This is a genomic window from Alkalihalobacillus bogoriensis ATCC BAA-922 (assembly GCF_000621445.1).
GTDB classification, from domain to species: Bacteria; Bacillota; Bacilli; order Bacillales; family Bacillaceae_F; genus Bacillus_AO; species Bacillus_AO bogoriense.
The window spans coordinates 1-19231 of sequence record NZ_JHYI01000042.1; the positions used below are offsets into that span (position 1 = coordinate 1).

Here is a 19231-nt window from a genome sequence, read left to right on the forward strand (position 1 = left end):
ATTGCCCTGATTTTTTACGAAAACTTCCCTCTTCCTTTTTAACGAAAATCGGAAATGTTTATTATTTTTCGGAAGAGAGAATTAGTGGGTCACATAGTAGAGATAAGGAGTTAGGTCATTATTTATTTTTTATTAAGAATAATCTCTTACAGTTCAATACAATTATTAAAATAAAGAAAAGTAACCATAAAACTACCTTTATATAAAAAGCAGAATTGTCATCGAGAGAAAGAAGATTGAGTAATACTTCTTCTACAATTATATCAAACCCACGATAACTTAATATTACAGCTAATATTGAAGATACAATAAGTACATATGTTTCAGTTGCCTGGATTCGTAAAGTTCTCTTTTTCTCAACATCTTCCCTGACCTTTGCAATAAGAACCTCAATCGATTTTTGAAGTTCATTTACCCCTGTCAATTCAAGAGATTGTTCATATAAATCTTTTGGACTACCTTCATCCATAAAAATAATAGTAGAATGATAATTTATTTGGAGTTCATTAAATTCAGAAATTATAGAATTATATCCTTCTAACGTAGATACATCCTGATTTTTTAAACTTTGCAAGAGTGACCTATAATAAAAATATTTTATATAACTAAGTTCATAAAATCTAAACATTTGAACCAATGTTTGAAATGAAAAATACTTATACAAATCATTCTTTGCTACTTTAATATCTTCATCTGAATCAATTTCATTTTTATTTTCTTCTATTATTTCATCCACAGCTTCTTTAAAATCCATATATCCGACACTTAATAAACTTCCTGTCTTAGAAAACATAAAGTGAGTATTTTTCCTCATTTGACCTGCTTGATTTAACAAATCATCTTTAAAGTTCTTGCTTAAACTCTTAACATAACTTCCATCCCCATTTAAAATGTGTGCAACATAAAAGTCTTTGTTTTTTTCAATGAAATTGGAATGATTTGGATTTTTGTTCTCGTTTAAATCACACAACATCCATGTACTTCTTGAAAAATTTTTATTTTCAATTTCTATCTGTGTACATACTTGCTGTAAATGTTTAATATAACGTTCTGCTATATTATATATAGTTTGGGTACTATAGAAATCTTTTTCATAATAATCTTTTGTTTTAAATTCTTTATGCAATTTATAATAATGAACATCCTCAAAGACAATGTCAGTAGGATGAGAGTCTAAAGAAGCTGGTATAGATTCATATTCAAAAGGAATAATTATTTGAAGGTTCAATATACCTACTTCATATACATTAGCTATAATTATTGGTTCAAGGTATTTATCATTATATTTAGATAAAAATGGGGGTAGGGTAAACCTTTTATGTTTATCTAAAATAAATTCTTTAGATAAATATCTTCTATTTGTATTTTCAAACTCTGAATCAAGATTAAGTGCCCTTTCAGCTAATAGCGACTCTATTGTTCTAATTTGAGGGGAAATCGATATTCCCGTAGAACTTACATCTATATTCAATGTTAAGTCATAATCATCAGCAATCCCAACTCTATCCTTAAAGTCCTTTACTGAATATTCTTGTTCAGTATTAAATGGAATAAAAGCATTATTCTTTATAGTGTCATCTACATCAGGAACGTAAACATTATATGTGGATTCTTTTATTTCTAAATACTTTAAGTAACGCTTGTTTGGATATCCCGAATTTTTTCTTGTATCTATATAACTAAGATAAGCTCTTGATTTTATTATTTGCTCAATAATCTTAGAATAATCCTTTTTATTAAAAGTTAATGTTTGATAAAAATTCAATACTTTAAAAAACAAACCAGCTCACCTCATTTACAACAACGTTTTAATGTACAGTATATAGGGTGTGGTTAAAATCCCTCCCCCTATATACTTAACTCTATCATTCTATTATGATGGAGAAACTGATGGCAAAGCAGAAACCCTTTCTCTCTCGACTTGGTTTAATGATTCGATCCAATATTTAAAGTGATCATAAGTAATATGTTTACTACGAGTAGCTTTTTTAAGTTGTTTTGCTAAGTTATTTGCTTCTTCAACATTCTGTAAAAACCAACGTAACCTTTCTGGCTTATCCATTTCATCCAGAACTGCAACTTGTTTTTGTTTATGGAAAAGATAATGCCCCTTTGATACTTGAGGTTTAGATAAGTAAGCTGAATCTGTACTTCCTTGACAATATGGACAATTACAAGCGAGCTGTTTCCCTATTGCTGGTTCAAATATGTCTTTTAAAGCTTTCTCACTATATGATGTTAGTAGTTGTGGTATATAGTATCTTGGCTTTAAGTGAAAGCCCCCGCCTTCTTCAATCAATATAGACTCTTTAAAATCTTCAATAAAACCTATTCCAGACGAGATAGCAGTAGCTCCCATTGACATAAGACCTAATCCAAAATCATTAACCCTTGATAAAACAATTGGTTTATATACTTCACCCAACATGCTAACGATTTTTCCGAAAGCATAATAATGAGCCTTATTAAAAGCATCTAATTTTACATCAAACATTAAGAGGTACCCATCGGCTTGTATTCGAGTGTAATGGTTTACAATTCTAATTGGACTAATATCATCAGAAATACTTTCTATTTGAATAGAAATTCCAGCATACAAAGGTCTTGTTTCTCCTATTTCTGCAAGATATTTTCTGCATTCATTGAAAACCTTCAAGTCAATCTCTAACCATGGATCATTGATATTTGCAAGAAAGTGAAAAGGTGCAACCAATACACTTGGATTTTGCTTTAATTGCCAATCCATTACTTCCTTTGCTCTTAATTGTACCGATTCAAGATCCTTAAAATCCTCTGGTTTTTCTTTTGTAAATGATGACAAAGCATATGGTAAGTTCACCAATGACTGTACATTACTGAACTTTGAGTATGCGAGCCTATATACTACAGGATCTACCATTGTAAACCCACCATTATCACGAACATGATTGTATACCTTAGCATACTTTGGAAAAAAGTTTGCTGGAAAGATTATGCCATCTAATTGATGTTCTTCTGAATATTCCTCTATTAAAGTACGTTCATTATGTAATAACCTTGGGAGAAAACGAAGTGAGAGGTCTAAAGAAGGAACGGGAATTTTTTTATCATCAAGACTTCGTAATTCAGCAAATAATATATCCATGGAGTAATTTCTTCGATGAGGTTGTTTTTCAAGGAGAGTTGCTATAATGTTATCAAGCTTATTAGGTGTAGCAGGGTTAATACTACTTGCAAATGGTGGCACTTCACTTAAAATTTTATACGGTGCTTCAACTAAACTATGGATCTCTAATGGCAATCTTCCTGTTATCATGTGAAATAAGATAGCTCCAAAGCTATATAAATCTGCCCTGAAATCTATATTTTTGCTATCTTTTAATTGTTCAGGTGCCATATAAGCATATGTTCCCATAGGAACTCCTGTAGCTGTTAATGTACTTGCATCCAGAAATTTCACAAGTCCAAAATCAAGAATTCTCACATCCCCTAAGCGAGTAATAAAAATATTATCAGGCTTTAAATCTCTATGAAATAGCCCTCTCTCATGAATTGCATTTAGACCTTCAAGCAACTGCAATCCTATTCTTTGAGTTTGAGATACCGTTAGTTTACCATTACGTTCAATAAAAGTACGAAGAGGTTCACCGTCAGCATACTCCATAACGAGGTAACGGTATGTATCAAATCCTTCAGAATGAACTCCATCATCTACGTATTTTACTATATTCGGATGTTCAACAATTTTTAGAGAATCAATTTCACGTTTTATCCTTTTAACATCTTGACTTGAACGGATCATTTCATTTTTAAATAACTTCAAAGCAAATTTTTTACCATCTTTCTCTACAAGCCAAGTCTGTCCAAATGTACCTTGTCCTAAAGCTTGAATAATTATATATCCACCAATATTCTTCATTCTTCACTCCCCTTTTCTATTTTCTTACAATTATCTTATACTATAAATGAAGAAATTTCCAAGAAAACTTAGAATTTTTAAACTTCCGAGGTATTATATTCTAAATATTTGTAATATACATTCCACACTATGGATTACTCAGATTTAATAATCAAATCTCCTCTTCCTAAGTCCAATAGAATTAGTGTTTGGGCTAAAAAATTCTCCTTTCCTAAACTTGATAAAATAGACTACTATCGTTCTACCTGTTCAAAAATATCCATATACATTTAATAATTAAGTAATTAGATGAGAGGAATGAACATTTATGAGGATAGCAAATGAAACAATAGATGAATTAGTATATATAATAAATGAAACTAAAAGCAGAACAGCTAATGAAATAATCAATTTTTTTAATCAATTAGGTTTTAACCATGACTATTCTCATTATCAGAATGCTGGTAGCAAAGCAAAATATACAAGAAGTGTCCTCGAAAGTGTAAATGGTAGTGCACGACTTAATACAATAGTTGAACAAGCTATACATCCAAGACAGTATATTAACTCAAACGTAAATATAAAAGAGATTGTTAACAAACTCAACGAATTCCTTACCTTTGACGGATATGAAATAATTCCAAATGGCAATGATTATTCCATTAAACACAATAAACTAAATCCATCTGGAGAAATCAAGAACTTGATTTTCGCATCTGATGGACCAAAACCAGAGATCATATTAAAAAATACGTTAACATATGAAATTGAAGTAGTTGCAAATAAGCAACATATTTTAATCTACGATCACCCAATAACTCCTGATGGACTAACATGGAGTGAATTATCCGATTGGTATTCAAAAAAATTTAACATAAATCAACATATAGATAGTTCTTTGCACCATAGATTATGGAGGTCATTAGGTTCCGATGCGGAGAGGTTTTTTTACCAGAAATACTATGATACTTACGACTTTACTCTTTACAAAAACTTACCTGTGTTAATACCGCAAGTCTATCTACATTATGATCCTTATACCATCAAACAACTAAATGGAAATAGTAGAATTCCAAGACAAAGAATGGACTTCTTGATGTTGCTCCCAGAAAATGAAAAAGTTGTTATTGAAATTGACGGGAAACACCACTACACCAAAGATAACAGCAAAGAATCCTGTACAATTAAATATGCAGAAATGGTTTCAGAGGATAGAAAGCTAAGATTAGATGGATATGAGATTTATAGAATTGGTGGCTATGAACTAATGTATAGTAATCAACATGAAGAAGAAATGGCAAAAAACGTAGTAACTAATTTTTTTGAACAATTATTTAAAAAGCACAAAATAAATTTAGTACCTAACAAAACACAAACCACTCCGTAAATAAGAACAAGGTAAACGAACCGATCATTCGTTTACCTTGTTTACTACTATAATCAAAGGTATTTTTTCATAGCTTTACATCTTATCAGATTTTAATTACTGTTAAATTACGCTTTTATAGCTTACTCTATTTCAACAATTTCCTTTTTTAATAAATCTAAAGCTTCTCTTGAAAAGACACCTTTTTTGTAGGCTTCAATAATCGCTTTCGTAATACTTATCTCATCAAAAGCAGGCTGTCTTGGAACTCTCATCCCATTCTTTTTATATCTCATTACAACCTGTTCCCCATCTTCTTTCCCATCTACTAACCTGATACATTTATCAATGCAAATTGAATACGTCCCAGAAACTTTAAACTCCGCTTCAATAATTGGTTTATACGTAATTTCCGCCAATTGATATTCCCCCTAAATTTTTATCACTCATTTAAACGTATACGATTAGAATTTTGAGCCACAGTTTTAATGATTCAGCAAAATTTACAATTTACTCTTCTTCCCTATGCTTTTCAAATGACTGCTTAATTAAAATCATCGCATACTCAATGTCATCTTCACTTTCAATACCGAACTCAACATCACCATTACCCCATCTTCCTAAGTTAGTTACATCCTTACATATACCATTAGGATCAAGGATCTCATTAAACGACATATTTAAACTTAAACGAAGCCTACTCTTCTGTGGGACAATATCTACAAAATTAGTTGTTGTTTTATATGCAATATATAGCTTTTTAAACTCTTCTCTTACAGAACTATCAAGATTGCATATACGTTTTCTAATTACTTCGAATAAGGATAACATTGCTCCAGATAGTTCTGGGAAGTCCTTGATTGAATATTCTGTGCCCTCATTACCCTTTGGCTTTTTCTTATACTTTTTCAAGTCATCTTCACTGATATCAGGATAGCCCCATACCAATACTGCTTGATCAGCCAGCTTTTTAGCTCTATTTATTATTTCTTGCTCATTCCATTCGTTTAGTTTACCTAATCCCCTATTTAACCGTAACGGACTATCAGCAAAACCACCATCCATATCACGCTTTTCTCTAAATGGCTTATCACTTAATTCAGAGTTATATCTTGTTAATGTTAAGTTTCCTAAAGTATGTAAATATGTATTCTGAATGTCCTTCCAACTTTCTCCAAGATCATTTTGCCATTCAACTGATAAGTTTTCATTTTGAGGCATAATATGCTCAATTGTATAACTTTCAATATTTACAATTTCTTTTCGTTGATAGTTCTCTAATTTCCTTAAAAGGTAATTACGATTTCTAAAATTATATACGTCTTTCACTTTAAGTTCTCTGATGAATTCCTCATTACTTGGAAACCGTCTATACGAATCTTTTACTGCAAAAACAGCTTTAACACTTTCTAAATAATTCTCTTTATTTATTTCTTTCCCCAACGTTGCAAATGTCTTATTAAGAGAGTTAGTTGGTACACCACAAATCGCTCTACGGAAAACATATGATTCAACTAATTTTAAAATAGAGATAAATTCAACCTTTTCAATTTTATTTTTTGTATAATCATCATACATTTCGAGTAAGAAAGGATAAGAAACATCTACTTTTAATGAATTTATATCTTTCAATACCTCGTTAATTTCTTCATCTTTCTCATTTTGAAAAGCAAGATGAACAAAGTATTTGGAGTATTGATAAATTTCTTTTAGTATAGATTCAATAGAAATTTCGCTTTTTTGATTAACATAATCTTTAAAATCAGCATATACATTTCTGATATTTGGGATTTTTCCTGTTTTTAAGGTCAAATAATCACGCATAAACCTATCAAAAATCGCTGTTTCATTAAGATTTGAAAACCCTTTCTCCATTGGATGCCAATAATTCTTATACAATACTTCTTGTTCCTTTGGTTCTAACTTCATTAAAACGTAATTACGTATTAAATCTGCCTGTGATAAGTCAAGCCCTGTTGAATTTAAACTCTCAAAAATCAGTTGTGGATTATCATGGTCACGATCAAGAGATATGTCTACTACAATTAGCTTTGATAGCCCCCTATAAAGCGAGTTTAAATTTATTCCACTCTTCTTAATTTGATTTAAGAAAAATTGAAAGTTATTATGTACTCTTGGTGAATATTCATTAGGTAGCTCTTCATCATTTATTAGACTAATTAGTGTTTCTTTATCAGTTTGAGTCAAAAGCAATTTATGATAGAGTTCGTTCTCCTCATCATTATTCACCAAATAATAATTCTTAATTTTTTTATTGGTTATATCAACATCTTGATCAGTAACTTTAATTTCACGACCTAATGCTAAGAGCAACAATGTTAAAGTAGTCATCCTCTGCTGACCATCTATTACAAGTAATTGAGGAACTGCCGATATTTGATATAAACCTTTTTCAATATATACAATTGAACCTACAAAATGTCCTTTTACTTCATCATCTAAAGAAGCTCGTACAACATCATTCCAAAGTTGTTTACACTGATCAATAGTCCAGCTATATTTCCGTTGATAAATTGGTATAATAAATTGTTTTGTACCTTGAAGAAACTTTAAAAAATTTGTTTCTGAAGCTTTCACTGAATTCCCCCCTCAAACTTATATCACTCAACTAATCATATTGTAACAAAAAAATGGTTTATATTGGTACATAACTTAATTCCGCCCTATTTTACAACTGTTATGTAATTTTAGTATTTAACCCCTTCTACAAATGGAAATTTATTGTTATATTATCTGTATTAAGTAGAGCAAGAAAATTAGCTACGTACAATGGAGGATCTATATAATGTATTACCATGCTTTAGTGGAAATTGAAGAGATAAAAGGTAAAAAAGAAAGTACAAAGGAAATTTTCGAATTAGACAAAAATAATAGAGAAATTATCTTGAATGAAGTTATAATTCCATATTTAAAAAATGAGGAATTTCAATTTAATGGATACTTTCTTAATCCAGAAGATATTAGAAGAATAGTAGTTAAAACAACTCAGCAAGCTACAAGAGATTTATCTAAATATGAAAATGATAATATGGCTCCTGGTTTAATAATGTATATTTCTCCTGAAGATATTTTGTCTTACGATAATTATACTACAGACATTACTAAAGATATTTTCTCAGAAGGAAGAAGTCTATTAAAGAACGATGTATCACTTAATTCAAATACAAAGCATAATCAAATAATTGATAGAACAAAAGTATTTATTGTTCATGGTCATGATGATTTAGCAAAGATTAGTGTAGCCAGATTTATTGAAAAACTTGGCTTAGAACCTATAATTCTTCATGAACAAGCAAGCTCAGGGAAGACAATAATTGAAAAAATAGAATCTTATTCTAATGTCGGTTTTGGAATTATAATTTATACTCCTTGTGATATTGGTGGAAAAAAAGATACTGATAAATTTAAACCGAGAGCCCGACAAAATGTTGTTTTTGAACATGGATTCTTAATGGGGAAAATAGGAAGAAATAATGTCTGTGCCTTAGTTAAAGATGAATTGGAAACTCCAAATGACATTTCAGGTGTAGTTTACATATCATTAGATCCACATAACGCTTGGCAGATCGCTGTAGCAAAAGAATTAAGAAACTCAGGATACAATGTTGACATGAACCATGTTCTTTAAACACCTACTCTTTTATAACAGATAACGAAATTATTAAGATTCTAATGCTTATAATAGGAGGTATGGATGAGAGAACATCGCTATCCAAAACTAAGTGAAGAGCATATATTAAATCTATTAACTCAAAAAGGGGTAAAGTCCGACTATATACGCAATTTAAAAAAAAGGAAAATATTAGATGTGAATGACGGATTATATGATCGAAATAAGGAACCTTTATCGAATGTGCCTATACCTGTAAATAAAATTGTTAAAACGCATAGACTACACTGCTCAGTCAATGGAAATTGGTGGGATACAATTTTTAATAATAGCTTACATAATGTTAGTACAAATAAGTGGTTTAAAATACAACGTAAGTTCGAAGAATTATCTTTAAATGCTTTTTATGAATGGTACGATAATGAACTTCCACCTATAGAAAATGCAAGTTATTTTGAAGACATCGACTTATTTGTAGTTGAAGAGGGACATCATAGAACATGTTGGGCTATCCTTAGTAATGTAAAGTCTATAAAAGTTAAAGAATTGTATATATATTCACTAAATAAAACAAAAGTTCAGGAAAGAAAAGAAAGTTTAAAAAGGAAAAATAAATTGATAAAGGATATAACAAAATTAGAGCATAAATTTTTTAATATGCTCCTTCAACTTAATTTCACATACGAAAACGATCAAAATATAACTTATAATAGTAACCCCGTCTTTTATTTAAAAAAGCCTGATAGCCTAAGTCTTGATACTAATGAACACTACTTATCTTCCTATATAACTAACTTAAAAGTTATCATTTCAAAAATAGAAAAAGTTATAGAGGCCGATAACAAATGGCGTAAAATACCAAATGCTCACATTAGGTATTTCATTTTAAAACTCTATAACACATTTAAAAGTTCCTATTCAGAACAGATATTAGAAAAACTATACAAGTTTGGTTGGGAGAAAAAAAGTTAGTGCAGACACTAATTTGAAAAGGAGCATCAATAATTAAAAGATCACTAATTGAATGCTCCTTTAGAAATTAAAGAAGCCCCAAATAATTTTCTTTCAATAAATAATAAATTTTTTCTTTTATCGGTTTATTCCCCCCGCCAAACCCTGCCTTCAATCCAATTTTATAAACTGTAATCCTCTCACCTTTTCTATTCATCTCCTCAATCGCCCACCTTATTTTCCTTTCTCTATAACTATCAATATCTTCTGTAACCTCTTCTATAAACTTTCGAGTTCTAACAAGTTTTTCATTATCAAACCACCGTTTTGCACCAACTGTTTTTCTAATGGTAGATGGCATAATACGAATTGGCTTACCATTTGCATTCAATAGTTCGTTTACAGCTTTCTTTGCAAGTGCTAAGCATTCTTTATCTCTCTTTTCCCAATCAACAGTGCTTGATCTCTTTTTACGTTTGTTTATTTTAGGTGTTACTTCTTCATACCACTCTTGATCATTTGCATAGATCCACGTATGAAGTCCTTTACCTATTCTTTTTAATTCACTTCGGTTTAAACCAGGATTTTCATTTATAATTTTAAGCCACTCTTTTCGCCTTTCCTCTATATTAAACTTTGGAACCCTTGCAACATCAACTGTTCTTTTACCTACTACTACCCCCGTATTGAACAACTCTGATACATGAATATCTAAAAATTGCAGGAACAACAAATGTCTTAACGGACTTCTGTTTTTCCTATTATTTCGTACAAATAATCTTAACCAATTAGTTTGTTGCTCAGGAACAATCTCACTTTGCATGATTTTTAAATACTCTGCTGGATAGTATTCTAAAAAAGCCTTCAACAGCTCATCGATATAGATACTTCCATTTGCGGAAGCTAATTTTCTTTCTCTTAACCTATCAATGTAAAAATCAATAATAAAGGAATGACTCTTTCTCTGGAGATTATTCGTTAATAGGTACGACACATTTTCTATATATTTCAAGTTAAGATTTTTTAACTGCTTAGGGTACGTATCTACGTCTAAATCATCATTACAGGTATCTTCATCAGCACACAAATAATCACTTCGAGCATCAGTGATGATCACATTGCTATATTTATAAAGCACAAGATGCTTTGGACAGTATAATGCACCAGGAGTTTGAGGCAACCTCCTCCAATAACTCTCTCCTAACTCTTGTAAATCTTCTCGGAAGCACAATGGACAATATTTTAGATAATCGTTTGACTTTACTTTGCTCCCTGCCATGCCAACAGCATTTTCAATAGATTTACCGTAGCCATCTGCCATGCCATAAAACACTTCCTTAGTTCTTTCAACAGATAAAAATGCTGTAAAAAAAGGGTACATTGTATGATTTAATATTATCTCTTCTACAGTTAACTTTGACATTGGGGGTAGATTGGAAATTAAGGTGTTTAAGTATTGTGGAAATAATACCGATTTCCTCCCCATCCTCTTATAGATTCTAAATAGATCCATCTCTAACGCACGTTTACTGACCATGCCACACATTTGCTTATACCTTGCAATCACACTCACTAACAACTCATCCTCATAAAGTAACGGCAAGAAGTTAATCAAAACGATCACCTTCTTGCCATATGGACATATCATCAATAAATTCACTCTTTAACAATAGCTCGTAAGCTGAAATATTTTCCTTCTTCGCTTTTTTTAGCAACGCCCTTAAATCATTTAAAGAATAATCATTTTTCTTTTTAGTTTTTCTCGCATTCCTATCAATCGAACTTTGCTTCTTTTCTATATCAACTGCCAACTGCTTAATTTCTTTGGGAAACACTATGTTCTGCTTTTCTGCTGGTATAGCAGTATAACCTAATGACACTTCTAACTTTCTCAAATCCTCATATTGATTCATTTTAAATGGATTTTGTGATTTGATTGCATCAATCATTGGAGCCATCAACTTGAACTTTTTCTTTGCCACTTTTTTGACCATATTAACTGTAAACTTCTCTTGCCCATTAGTAATACTCTCTTCTTGAATATTCGCAAACAATTTAACTATTAAATCTGAGATTCCTTGTGTTTCTTCATAAAAAGCATTTTTCATTTCTTCCGTTAGTGGTGTAAACTTCTTAGTCCACTGATATTCCCAAATGGATTCTAAGAAAAATTGAAATTCCTCATTGTTCTGTAAATTCTTCCATATGATCTCACCATTACCTGACACTCTTCTTGCAATTCGAAATTCATTTTGAAATACGGCATATGAAGCTGGTGTACCAATAAATAAGATTGGCACACCAAATGAATTCATTAGAGTAACAAAATAGTTCATCATTTGCTGAATACCTCTATTTTGCAAGTGTTGAATTTCATCGATAACAACCATGCCAAGTCCTATGTTATGAGCTACTTGTCCCATCAACGGCAACATAGCATCAACTGATAAATTTCGAGATACGTGTTTCTGAAACGTATTTGTTCCAAGTAGCTCATCCACCTTCATAAAAAACTGTAAGGTTAATGATTTTAGGCTTGAGTTGTGTGGTGTTTGTAATGTAAGATGCGTCAATTGAATTTGATTAAAATGTTGACCATTATACTCATTATGAACAATCACTTGTGGTACATTACTAAGAATTCGATTTACAGTTGTTGTCTTACCCATTCCCGAAAAACCTATTAGAGTCGCACAGCTTGCAGTTGTTCTAAAGTTTGTTCTTGCGTTTATATCAAATGTGCGGTTAATAATTTGTTTACCTGTACTATTTACATACATTCTATATGTCTTATCAAAAGGATTTCTTGCCATATATCCTTGGTACAGCAGAGAGATGATCGTGTTCCAGATTTCCAAATGAATAGGAATAGGCTGGAAATAATTAAATAACCTCCGAACCATATGAATACGATATACACTCTCCATCTCTCGTTCTTCATCTTTGTACGTTATAGGAAACATTAGCTTTTTAATCATAGTTTCTTTGTCTGCTAAAGGGGGAAGTGCTTGAATAAATGGATTCATATTATATTCTTCTAAGGGAAATTCACTATAATTAGCCTCGACAGCTTCCATTCCATTTGGCAAATAAAGAATATTATTCATTTTTATCAATCCTATTTTGATATAATCTTTTAAAGATTTCTAAATCGTCATCTTGCATATCATTTTCAATTTCAGAGTTATCAACTACTTCTTTTTCATCATTCATTTCAATTCTTTGTATCGCTCTTTCAATTCTTTGATTTTCTTTAATACCCGATAACTTTTTTGTTTTGCTTATCGTTGAATCAAACACTTTTTCCTTCTCCATTTTTGCATTAGTTACAATCTGTTCTATATCGTCAAACAACTTCATCTTTTCTTTTAACTCTTTTTCTCTTACTTTACGATCCGTCAACTCTTCATAATCCATGATTAACTCAGCTTCATCTATTGTTTTGTCCTTAAATTTACTGAGATGATCTACAAGAGTAAGTTGTTGGAATGTATTTTCTACATCATTCAAAAAATATATATTGGTTAAGTTCATGGGATCAAACCAGATTTTAATTTTATAACTTCCGTTTAACCTTGCCTTTTCGAACCATTTATGTTTTAAACTGTATTCAGAAGCATAGTACATTTTCTTATATTTCACACCTTTCGATGTTACTGTGGCAGAATCGGTAGGAAGTAAATGCATTCTAATTGTTTGCTCTGGCAAAACCCTTAACTGACCTTTTTGATGTTTCAATCCATATTCCCAAATCTTACGGGGAACTTTTTCAACCTTCTTTTCAATCATATGTTCGGTTAACGGATACTCCTCAATGACATGAAAATTATTGTAGAAAATAATTATTTTAATTAAAATAGCTGTAACCTCAGCTATGGTTAAATTCGCTTTAAGCCTAAAATCTATTTCACCTCGTTCACGTATACGCTTGCTTGATATAACTGCACCATCCACTTTGGGTTTTGTAATCATGTTTATTTGATTAAATAAAGATTCAACAATCCCCTTTAGTTCTGGACGATAAGGGGGACTATTTTGTACGGAAATTCCTAACCCCTCAATAGCTCCTTCAATCTGCTTCCCATCAAGCTCACCTCTATCGGTAAAGATTTTTTGAGGAATACAAGCTACATTCCACTCATCTTCAATCATTACTCCGTACTGTTTACAGAATTCTTTTTTGCAAGTCATACTATTTAACAATGCAAGCATAGCACCAGAGTACGCATTCAATGACTCGAAACTTAAACTAAAGCCAACAATTTGACGGGAATAAACATCAACAACAAGATGAAGCAGTGGCTTACCCACAATAACATTCCGATCAACACTTGAAACACAATGAATGTCCAATGGTGTACTATCGATCTGCCATAACGTAGCTGGTCCTATACCTGCATCTTGAGTTGAATTCCCAATGATATTTCTAAACTTTTGGTAATATACTCTCGTTCCATTTCTGTTTGATACTTCTTTTTTTGTATCATTGAATTTATTAAACCAATATAAAAATTGAGCGTATGTCGGAAGTTGTGAGATATCTTTTAAAATTGAGATAGTCTTCCCACTCTCATCAATTTTTTTTACTGTAAAAAAATCTCTTAGTGTTAATTCATATGCGGTTCTCAATGAGTTCTGTTTTTCAGTATAATAATAGCGATTTAAGCCGATTTTGAAATATTTCTTTACTTTCGCATCAATGTTTATCCCTTGGTAACCCCTGTTTTTTCTTGGTCTTCCTCGCTTCTTACTATAATCATTTTTTTCTTTTCCTTTTGAGCCACAACTGTAAAAACGTGGTATTAGTGCATTTTTGATCATTCCACCTTGCCAATACTTTAATAAATAATTTTTTACTGTACTATAATTAACTTGGTACAACCCAAGAGCTTTCTTTATCGCCTTTTCTCTATATTTACTGTTAAAAATTTGGTCTTCCTCTTCTAACTCTTCTAAAATAAAAGAAACAATTTGCCATGCACGATCTCTTCTACTTTTTATCGCTTCACTTAAAATTTCCTCATTGATTTGGATGAGAAATTCATCTTCCTTCAAAATAGTTATTTCTTCCTTATCAATTATATCTTGAATTTTTTGCTTTTCAATTACATATGGCCACCTTTTGTTGTTCAAATCAATTACATATATAATAGAAGAAATTCGATTATTATAAATCACTCTTATTGTTTTTCCATCTGTATATTGAAGAACAGTATTTTCAAACAACTCCATGCTCCCACCACCAACTAAACCATTAAATCCTTGATGCTTTTAGAGAAATCAATAGACTGAGTCAAATCTATAACTACTTCCTTCTTTGCCAATAAATAACGAAACAAAAATAACCCTAATCCTCTTTGTAAGCTCTCTTGCTTCTCAAACTTCTTGGTAACTTCTTTTAACGGAATATGATCATTTTCCATGAGATAGCGAAAAAATAGAACTGATAATTGATCTTTATCAGAGTGTTTTTCATTGTCACTTAACATTGTTTCTCTTATCCATTCAATATTTTTAGCAAGCTGTCTGGACAATTGCTTTTCAGTAACAATCTTCCAATCAACTTTTTTATTTAGCCAATACCTTCTCTCAATTTCAAGCTTCTCCCATGTAATATTCCGCTTTAGTTCGGATGAGTTTTTTATTGTTCTCGCAACGTATTCTTCATTACCTTCACTCTTTTTAACAGTTAATAGAAAATTTGTAGTGATTACATACGGTTCTTTCGTTTCTTTATCGCAAAATTTATCAAACCGAAGATCATCTTTATCATCTATAACTTCCATAACATCCAGCAGTGGGTAAGATTCACGAATATCCACCACTTTAGTACAATGCTCAAATATTAAAAAAGCTCGATATTGATTGTCTGATTGCAAATGATGAGTTCTTCCTGTCTTCAAACCAAAAGTTCTTGTTGCTCTACCCTTCGAAGAAAACTCTTGTGAATATGTTTTTGTCCAGGGGATGTATTCTTTACCAATCCCCTGACCTCTTCCTTCTTTTAAATATTTTTTTACTTTTGAATTAGATTCATAATAAGGTGAAATATTCATTAAATATCTTCCCTTCTATACCACAATAGCTACACATGTAAATTTTCAACCGCTCGTTGTTTATCTTCAGCACTTGAATTTACGTAAAATCTGTAAAGTGTATCAACTGAGCTGTGGCCGCTTAATATCGCAACAGTTTTCACATCGACATTGCCTTCTTTAATCAGATTTGAGCAAAATGTATGTCTCGCCATATGTGGAGTTACTATATAATCAAGTTGTGCCATTCTACTATATTTCTCTAAAATTTTATTGATCGCTAATCTTGTTAACGCTCCCCGTTGTCCTTGCAATAATTTTTGCGATTGAATAATTGGTCGAATTTCCAAATAGTTTTTAACTGCGTTCACAACTTGAGCATTCAGATTAACTTTTCTAAGCTTGTTTCCTTTCCCACTTCTTATCAAAACGTAACTGTAATTATACTTGCCGTTCCGATCTGTAATGTGAATATCATCCACTTCTATTGAGACTAATTCGCTACAACGAACACCTGTTGCAAATAATAGGTAATAGATTAGGATATCTCTTTTATTTCCCTCTGCTTCTATTGTTCGCTTTAATCTATATAAGTCTTGCTTTTCTACCACTTTGACTTCGTAATCCAGCTCAATGTTATTTTTCTGTAAGACTTTCTTCAAATCTACTTCCTCTTTACAAACACCTTGACTAAGAAGAAAACGTTGATATTGAACTATGCTTTTTAATTTTCTGTTTATGCTGGTCACCTTCAACTTTTTAATCAAGTTTAAATATTGACGGTACTCTCGTAGATCCGTTTCAGTTATAACGTCTGTTTTATATCCGATTGTTTGTTCCCACCAATCCATGAATTGTTTTACATCCTGGCAGTATGCTTTAATAGTCAATTGACTTTTACCTTGTGCTACCAATTCTTTTTTAAAGAACATAATCATTAAAAACTCTCCCTCATTACTTTTTTAATAAAGCAGAATTATAATATATAGTGCCATTTTCACCATCTGCAACAGTTGCTGTTGTAAACAATAAACCATATAACACATCCTCATTATGCAAATCGAATAAACTATAGAAACCATATTGTTTAAGATTTTCTAAATCAATTTTCCCTTCAAGTTTCACATCCCTTGATGACAGAGTAAAATCTGTATCAGAAGTAATACTAACTTCATAGGTTCTAAAGTTAAATAAATCACAGAGATAATTTCTATTTAAACCAACTATACTTTCCAATTCCTTGATTGGTTTTAGTGGCAATGTTATAAATGGTTCAAATAAGCTTTTGTATAGCAAATGTAAACCTTTTTCTTCTATCTTAAAATTAAATATAATCGCTACAGAATCCTTAAACCCCTCTCCTGATTCATCACTATATTTTACCAACCTACAACTATAACTAACTCCCAATTTTCCCACCCTTTCTTTTTGTCAAAAAAAAAGTGCCATCCTTTATAGTCAACGCAGAAGATTTTTTTAAAATCCTCGCTAACTAAAAAGATGACACTTTGATTTGCTATTTAATTTATCGATAATAACGATAACAATATTATAGAAAGATCTCTCTTAAATTTCAAGTATTAACTGTAAAAATAATCCTTCTACATAATTGTTAGTTATGCATAGAGTTCAAACTTATTAAGAGATTAAAGTACAGTATATTCCCTTTGATTTTAATAATTAAGAACGGTAAAACTCTATACATAACTATTTTACATCTAAGATTAAGAGTTTTCATTGCGTGGTATTATTTATGAGGGGTTTTTCTGAAGGCTAAGATTCTTGAGGATTTTAAGGAGTATACGAATAATTTCATCTGCTTTTTCTTCTAATTCATTGAAAGTATCACTATCAATATAATTCTGTTGAAGAGCGATATCTAACCAACACTTAAATTCATTGGCACTACCAATAGCATTATTTAGAAATGAGAACCGCTTTTTAACATAAAGTTGTTCCGATTCCGCAATATTTGCAGATATACTCGTTACAGCCCTGACAATTTGACTTTCCAAGCGATAACGTTCTTCAGAAGGAAAACATTTAATCATTTCATATACCCTATTTACAAGAGTTAAAGACCTTTGGTAAACTATTAGCTTTCTGAAATCTTTTACAAACATGTTCTCTTGTTCTGATTTCTTATTTGCCATTGGCAATACTCCCTTCACGTACAATTAAATTAGCTAAAAGCATTTCCTCTTCCTTCGTCTCTGGAAATTGGCGTTCAAGGTACTTACGAAACATGTGCCTAATCAAAAAGCGTTCCCCATGCTGTAGGTCATCCATATCCACTAACCTCCAAATGTTTCCCATTATCGCCTGGTCTTCTAAAAAGAAATATAAGCTGTTAACATCGGTTCCACTAAAATCTCTATACCTACGATATTTATTTCTTGTCCATTCTAAAAAATTACTTTCTTTCAAAATTTCTTCACTCCTTTATTCTTTGTTTTTTTAATTTAAGCGTCTTGGAAGTAATAATAGTCATTGTGATAAGTTAGTTGGGTTTGTTTCGTTTTGTAGGGGAGTAATTCACTAAAAATTTCTAAGTTATAAATGGTTGTGGATTTTTGAAAGGTCTCTTCTTTTATTTGGGGACTTAGTTCATCTAAAAACATGAAGTAATCACTTCTACGAAATAAATCATAAGGGGGAAATCCAGCTCGAAGTTGCTCACAATCATTCGTACTTAGGTGATGTGAAATAAAAACAGGAATAGATAATTCGTTCGCAAAAGAATTTAAAAATATCCAACCGATATCACCTCCATAAAAGTAACTATCCACAAAGACTGCTAACTTGTTATATTTTTTCTTTTGTTTAATTAGTCTTCGTTCTAACTCCTCAGGTTCCATTTTGCGTTCAATGACGGATATACGGTTTGTAATAGTTTCTAATGATTTCAGAAGATTTTTTCGTTCGAGTGAGTTTGTGTTGATTTCGTGAATGATAGAAGATAACGATGGGGCTTGATCTCTCATTTGTTTGTAATAATGCCTAACGATTAGCTGTTGAATAAATTGCTTCCTTTTTTCATTTTCGGTTATATAGATAACCGCCATCTTTTGTGAAGCAAGATCTTCAATCAAGTGTGTCGATAGTCCAAATAAAGCTTCATGAAACTTTCCTACTACTGAATATACTCCTGCATTTAGTCCCCCAGACAACAATTCATTTACGTTATTCAGATTTGTTCGAATAAGATTTTTTGGGCATATTTCATCCAAAAATGCTCCTTTCAAATAAGGGGTTAATTCTGTAAAAACCTTCTCATTTTTTTCTTCAGCTACTAATGCATTCATTGACAACACTCTCCTTTCAGTTGCTTACAAGACTATTAAATAACAAAGTCAACGTTCTGCAAATGC

16 protein-coding genes are annotated in these 19231 nt (G+C 31.3%); 3 read left to right on the forward strand and 13 right to left on the reverse strand.

The features are described 5' to 3' along the window. Positions 1 to 118: 118 nt before the first annotated feature. A complete protein-coding gene (locus T323_RS0114920) occupies positions 119 to 1780 on the reverse strand; it encodes a hypothetical protein (RefSeq protein WP_026673994.1) in 1662 nt (553 codons plus the stop codon). A 93-nt stretch (positions 1781 to 1873) separates the two neighbouring features. Beyond that, positions 1874 to 3898, reverse strand: a complete 2025-nt coding sequence (locus T323_RS0114925; protein ID WP_026673995.1) for a serine/threonine protein kinase — start codon at positions 3896 to 3898, stop codon at positions 1874 to 1876. A gap of 307 nt (positions 3899 to 4205) precedes the next feature. Here T323_RS0114925 and T323_RS26865 point away from each other — a divergent pair, with 307 nt between their 5' ends. Beyond that, the gene (locus T323_RS26865) at positions 4206 to 5264 is read left to right on the forward strand and encodes an AbiJ-related protein (RefSeq protein ID WP_051556555.1); all 1059 of its coding nucleotides are present in this window, start codon (positions 4206 to 4208) and stop codon (positions 5262 to 5264) included. A gap of 122 nt (positions 5265 to 5386) precedes the next feature. On the opposite strand, the gene T323_RS0114935 is transcribed toward T323_RS26865, so the two are convergent. Then, a complete protein-coding gene (locus T323_RS0114935; RefSeq protein WP_026673996.1) occupies positions 5387 to 5662 on the reverse strand; it encodes a hypothetical protein in 276 nt (91 codons plus the stop codon). A 91-nt stretch (positions 5663 to 5753) separates the two neighbouring features. Next, a complete protein-coding gene (locus T323_RS0114940; RefSeq protein WP_026673997.1) occupies positions 5754 to 7841 on the reverse strand; it encodes a DUF262 and DUF1524 domain-containing protein in 2088 nt (695 codons plus the stop codon). A gap of 208 nt (positions 7842 to 8049) precedes the next feature. Here T323_RS0114940 and T323_RS0114945 point away from each other — a divergent pair, with 208 nt between their 5' ends. Continuing rightward, a complete protein-coding gene (locus T323_RS0114945) occupies positions 8050 to 8892 on the forward strand; it encodes a TIR domain-containing protein (protein ID WP_026673998.1) in 843 nt (280 codons plus the stop codon). Positions 8893 to 8958: 66 nt separating this feature from the next. After that, a complete protein-coding gene (locus T323_RS0114950) occupies positions 8959 to 9846 on the forward strand; it encodes a hypothetical protein (protein ID WP_026673999.1) in 888 nt (295 codons plus the stop codon). 67 nt (positions 9847 to 9913) lie between these two features. On the opposite strand, the gene T323_RS0114955 is transcribed toward T323_RS0114950, so the two are convergent. The 9 genes from T323_RS0114955 to T323_RS0114995 form a co-directional block, all read right to left on the reverse strand. Then, complete coding sequence (locus T323_RS0114955) at positions 9914 to 11473, reverse strand: TnsD family Tn7-like transposition protein (RefSeq protein ID WP_084309294.1); 1560 nt, start codon at positions 11471 to 11473, stop codon at positions 9914 to 9916. After that, a complete protein-coding gene (locus tag T323_RS26870) occupies positions 11433 to 12932 on the reverse strand; it encodes an ATP-binding protein (protein WP_051556556.1) in 1500 nt (499 codons plus the stop codon). The genes T323_RS0114955 and T323_RS26870 overlap by 41 nt, the downstream gene beginning before the upstream one ends. After that, entirely contained in the window at positions 12925 to 15057 is a 2133-nt protein-coding gene (locus T323_RS0114965; RefSeq protein WP_026674001.1) for an integrase catalytic domain-containing protein, read from the reverse strand. The genes T323_RS26870 and T323_RS0114965 overlap by 8 nt, the downstream gene beginning before the upstream one ends. Before the next feature lie 14 nt (positions 15058 to 15071). Next, complete coding sequence (locus tag T323_RS26875; RefSeq protein WP_051556557.1) at positions 15072 to 15881, reverse strand: heteromeric transposase endonuclease subunit TnsA; 810 nt, start codon at positions 15879 to 15881, stop codon at positions 15072 to 15074. 29 nt (positions 15882 to 15910) lie between these two features. Then, positions 15911 to 16798, reverse strand: a complete 888-nt coding sequence (locus T323_RS0114975; protein ID WP_051556558.1) for a tyrosine-type recombinase/integrase — start codon at positions 16796 to 16798, stop codon at positions 15911 to 15913. A 16-nt stretch (positions 16799 to 16814) separates the two neighbouring features. Further along, complete coding sequence (locus tag T323_RS0114980; protein ID WP_026674003.1) at positions 16815 to 17270, reverse strand: hypothetical protein; 456 nt, start codon at positions 17268 to 17270, stop codon at positions 16815 to 16817. A 341-nt stretch (positions 17271 to 17611) separates the two neighbouring features. After that, positions 17612 to 18013 (reverse strand): four helix bundle protein, encoded by a 402-nt coding sequence (locus T323_RS0114985; protein ID WP_035178896.1) that lies wholly within the window; start codon positions 18011 to 18013, stop codon positions 17612 to 17614. Then, positions 18003 to 18287, reverse strand: a complete 285-nt coding sequence (locus tag T323_RS0114990) for a hypothetical protein (RefSeq protein ID WP_026674005.1) — start codon at positions 18285 to 18287, stop codon at positions 18003 to 18005. Before T323_RS0114990 ends, T323_RS0114985 begins: the two co-directional genes overlap by 11 nt. A gap of 35 nt (positions 18288 to 18322) precedes the next feature. Then, positions 18323 to 19165: a hypothetical protein gene (locus T323_RS0114995; protein WP_026674006.1), complete on the reverse strand. Its 843-nt coding sequence runs from the start codon at positions 19163 to 19165 to the stop codon at positions 18323 to 18325. Positions 19166 to 19231: the final 66 nt, after the last annotated feature.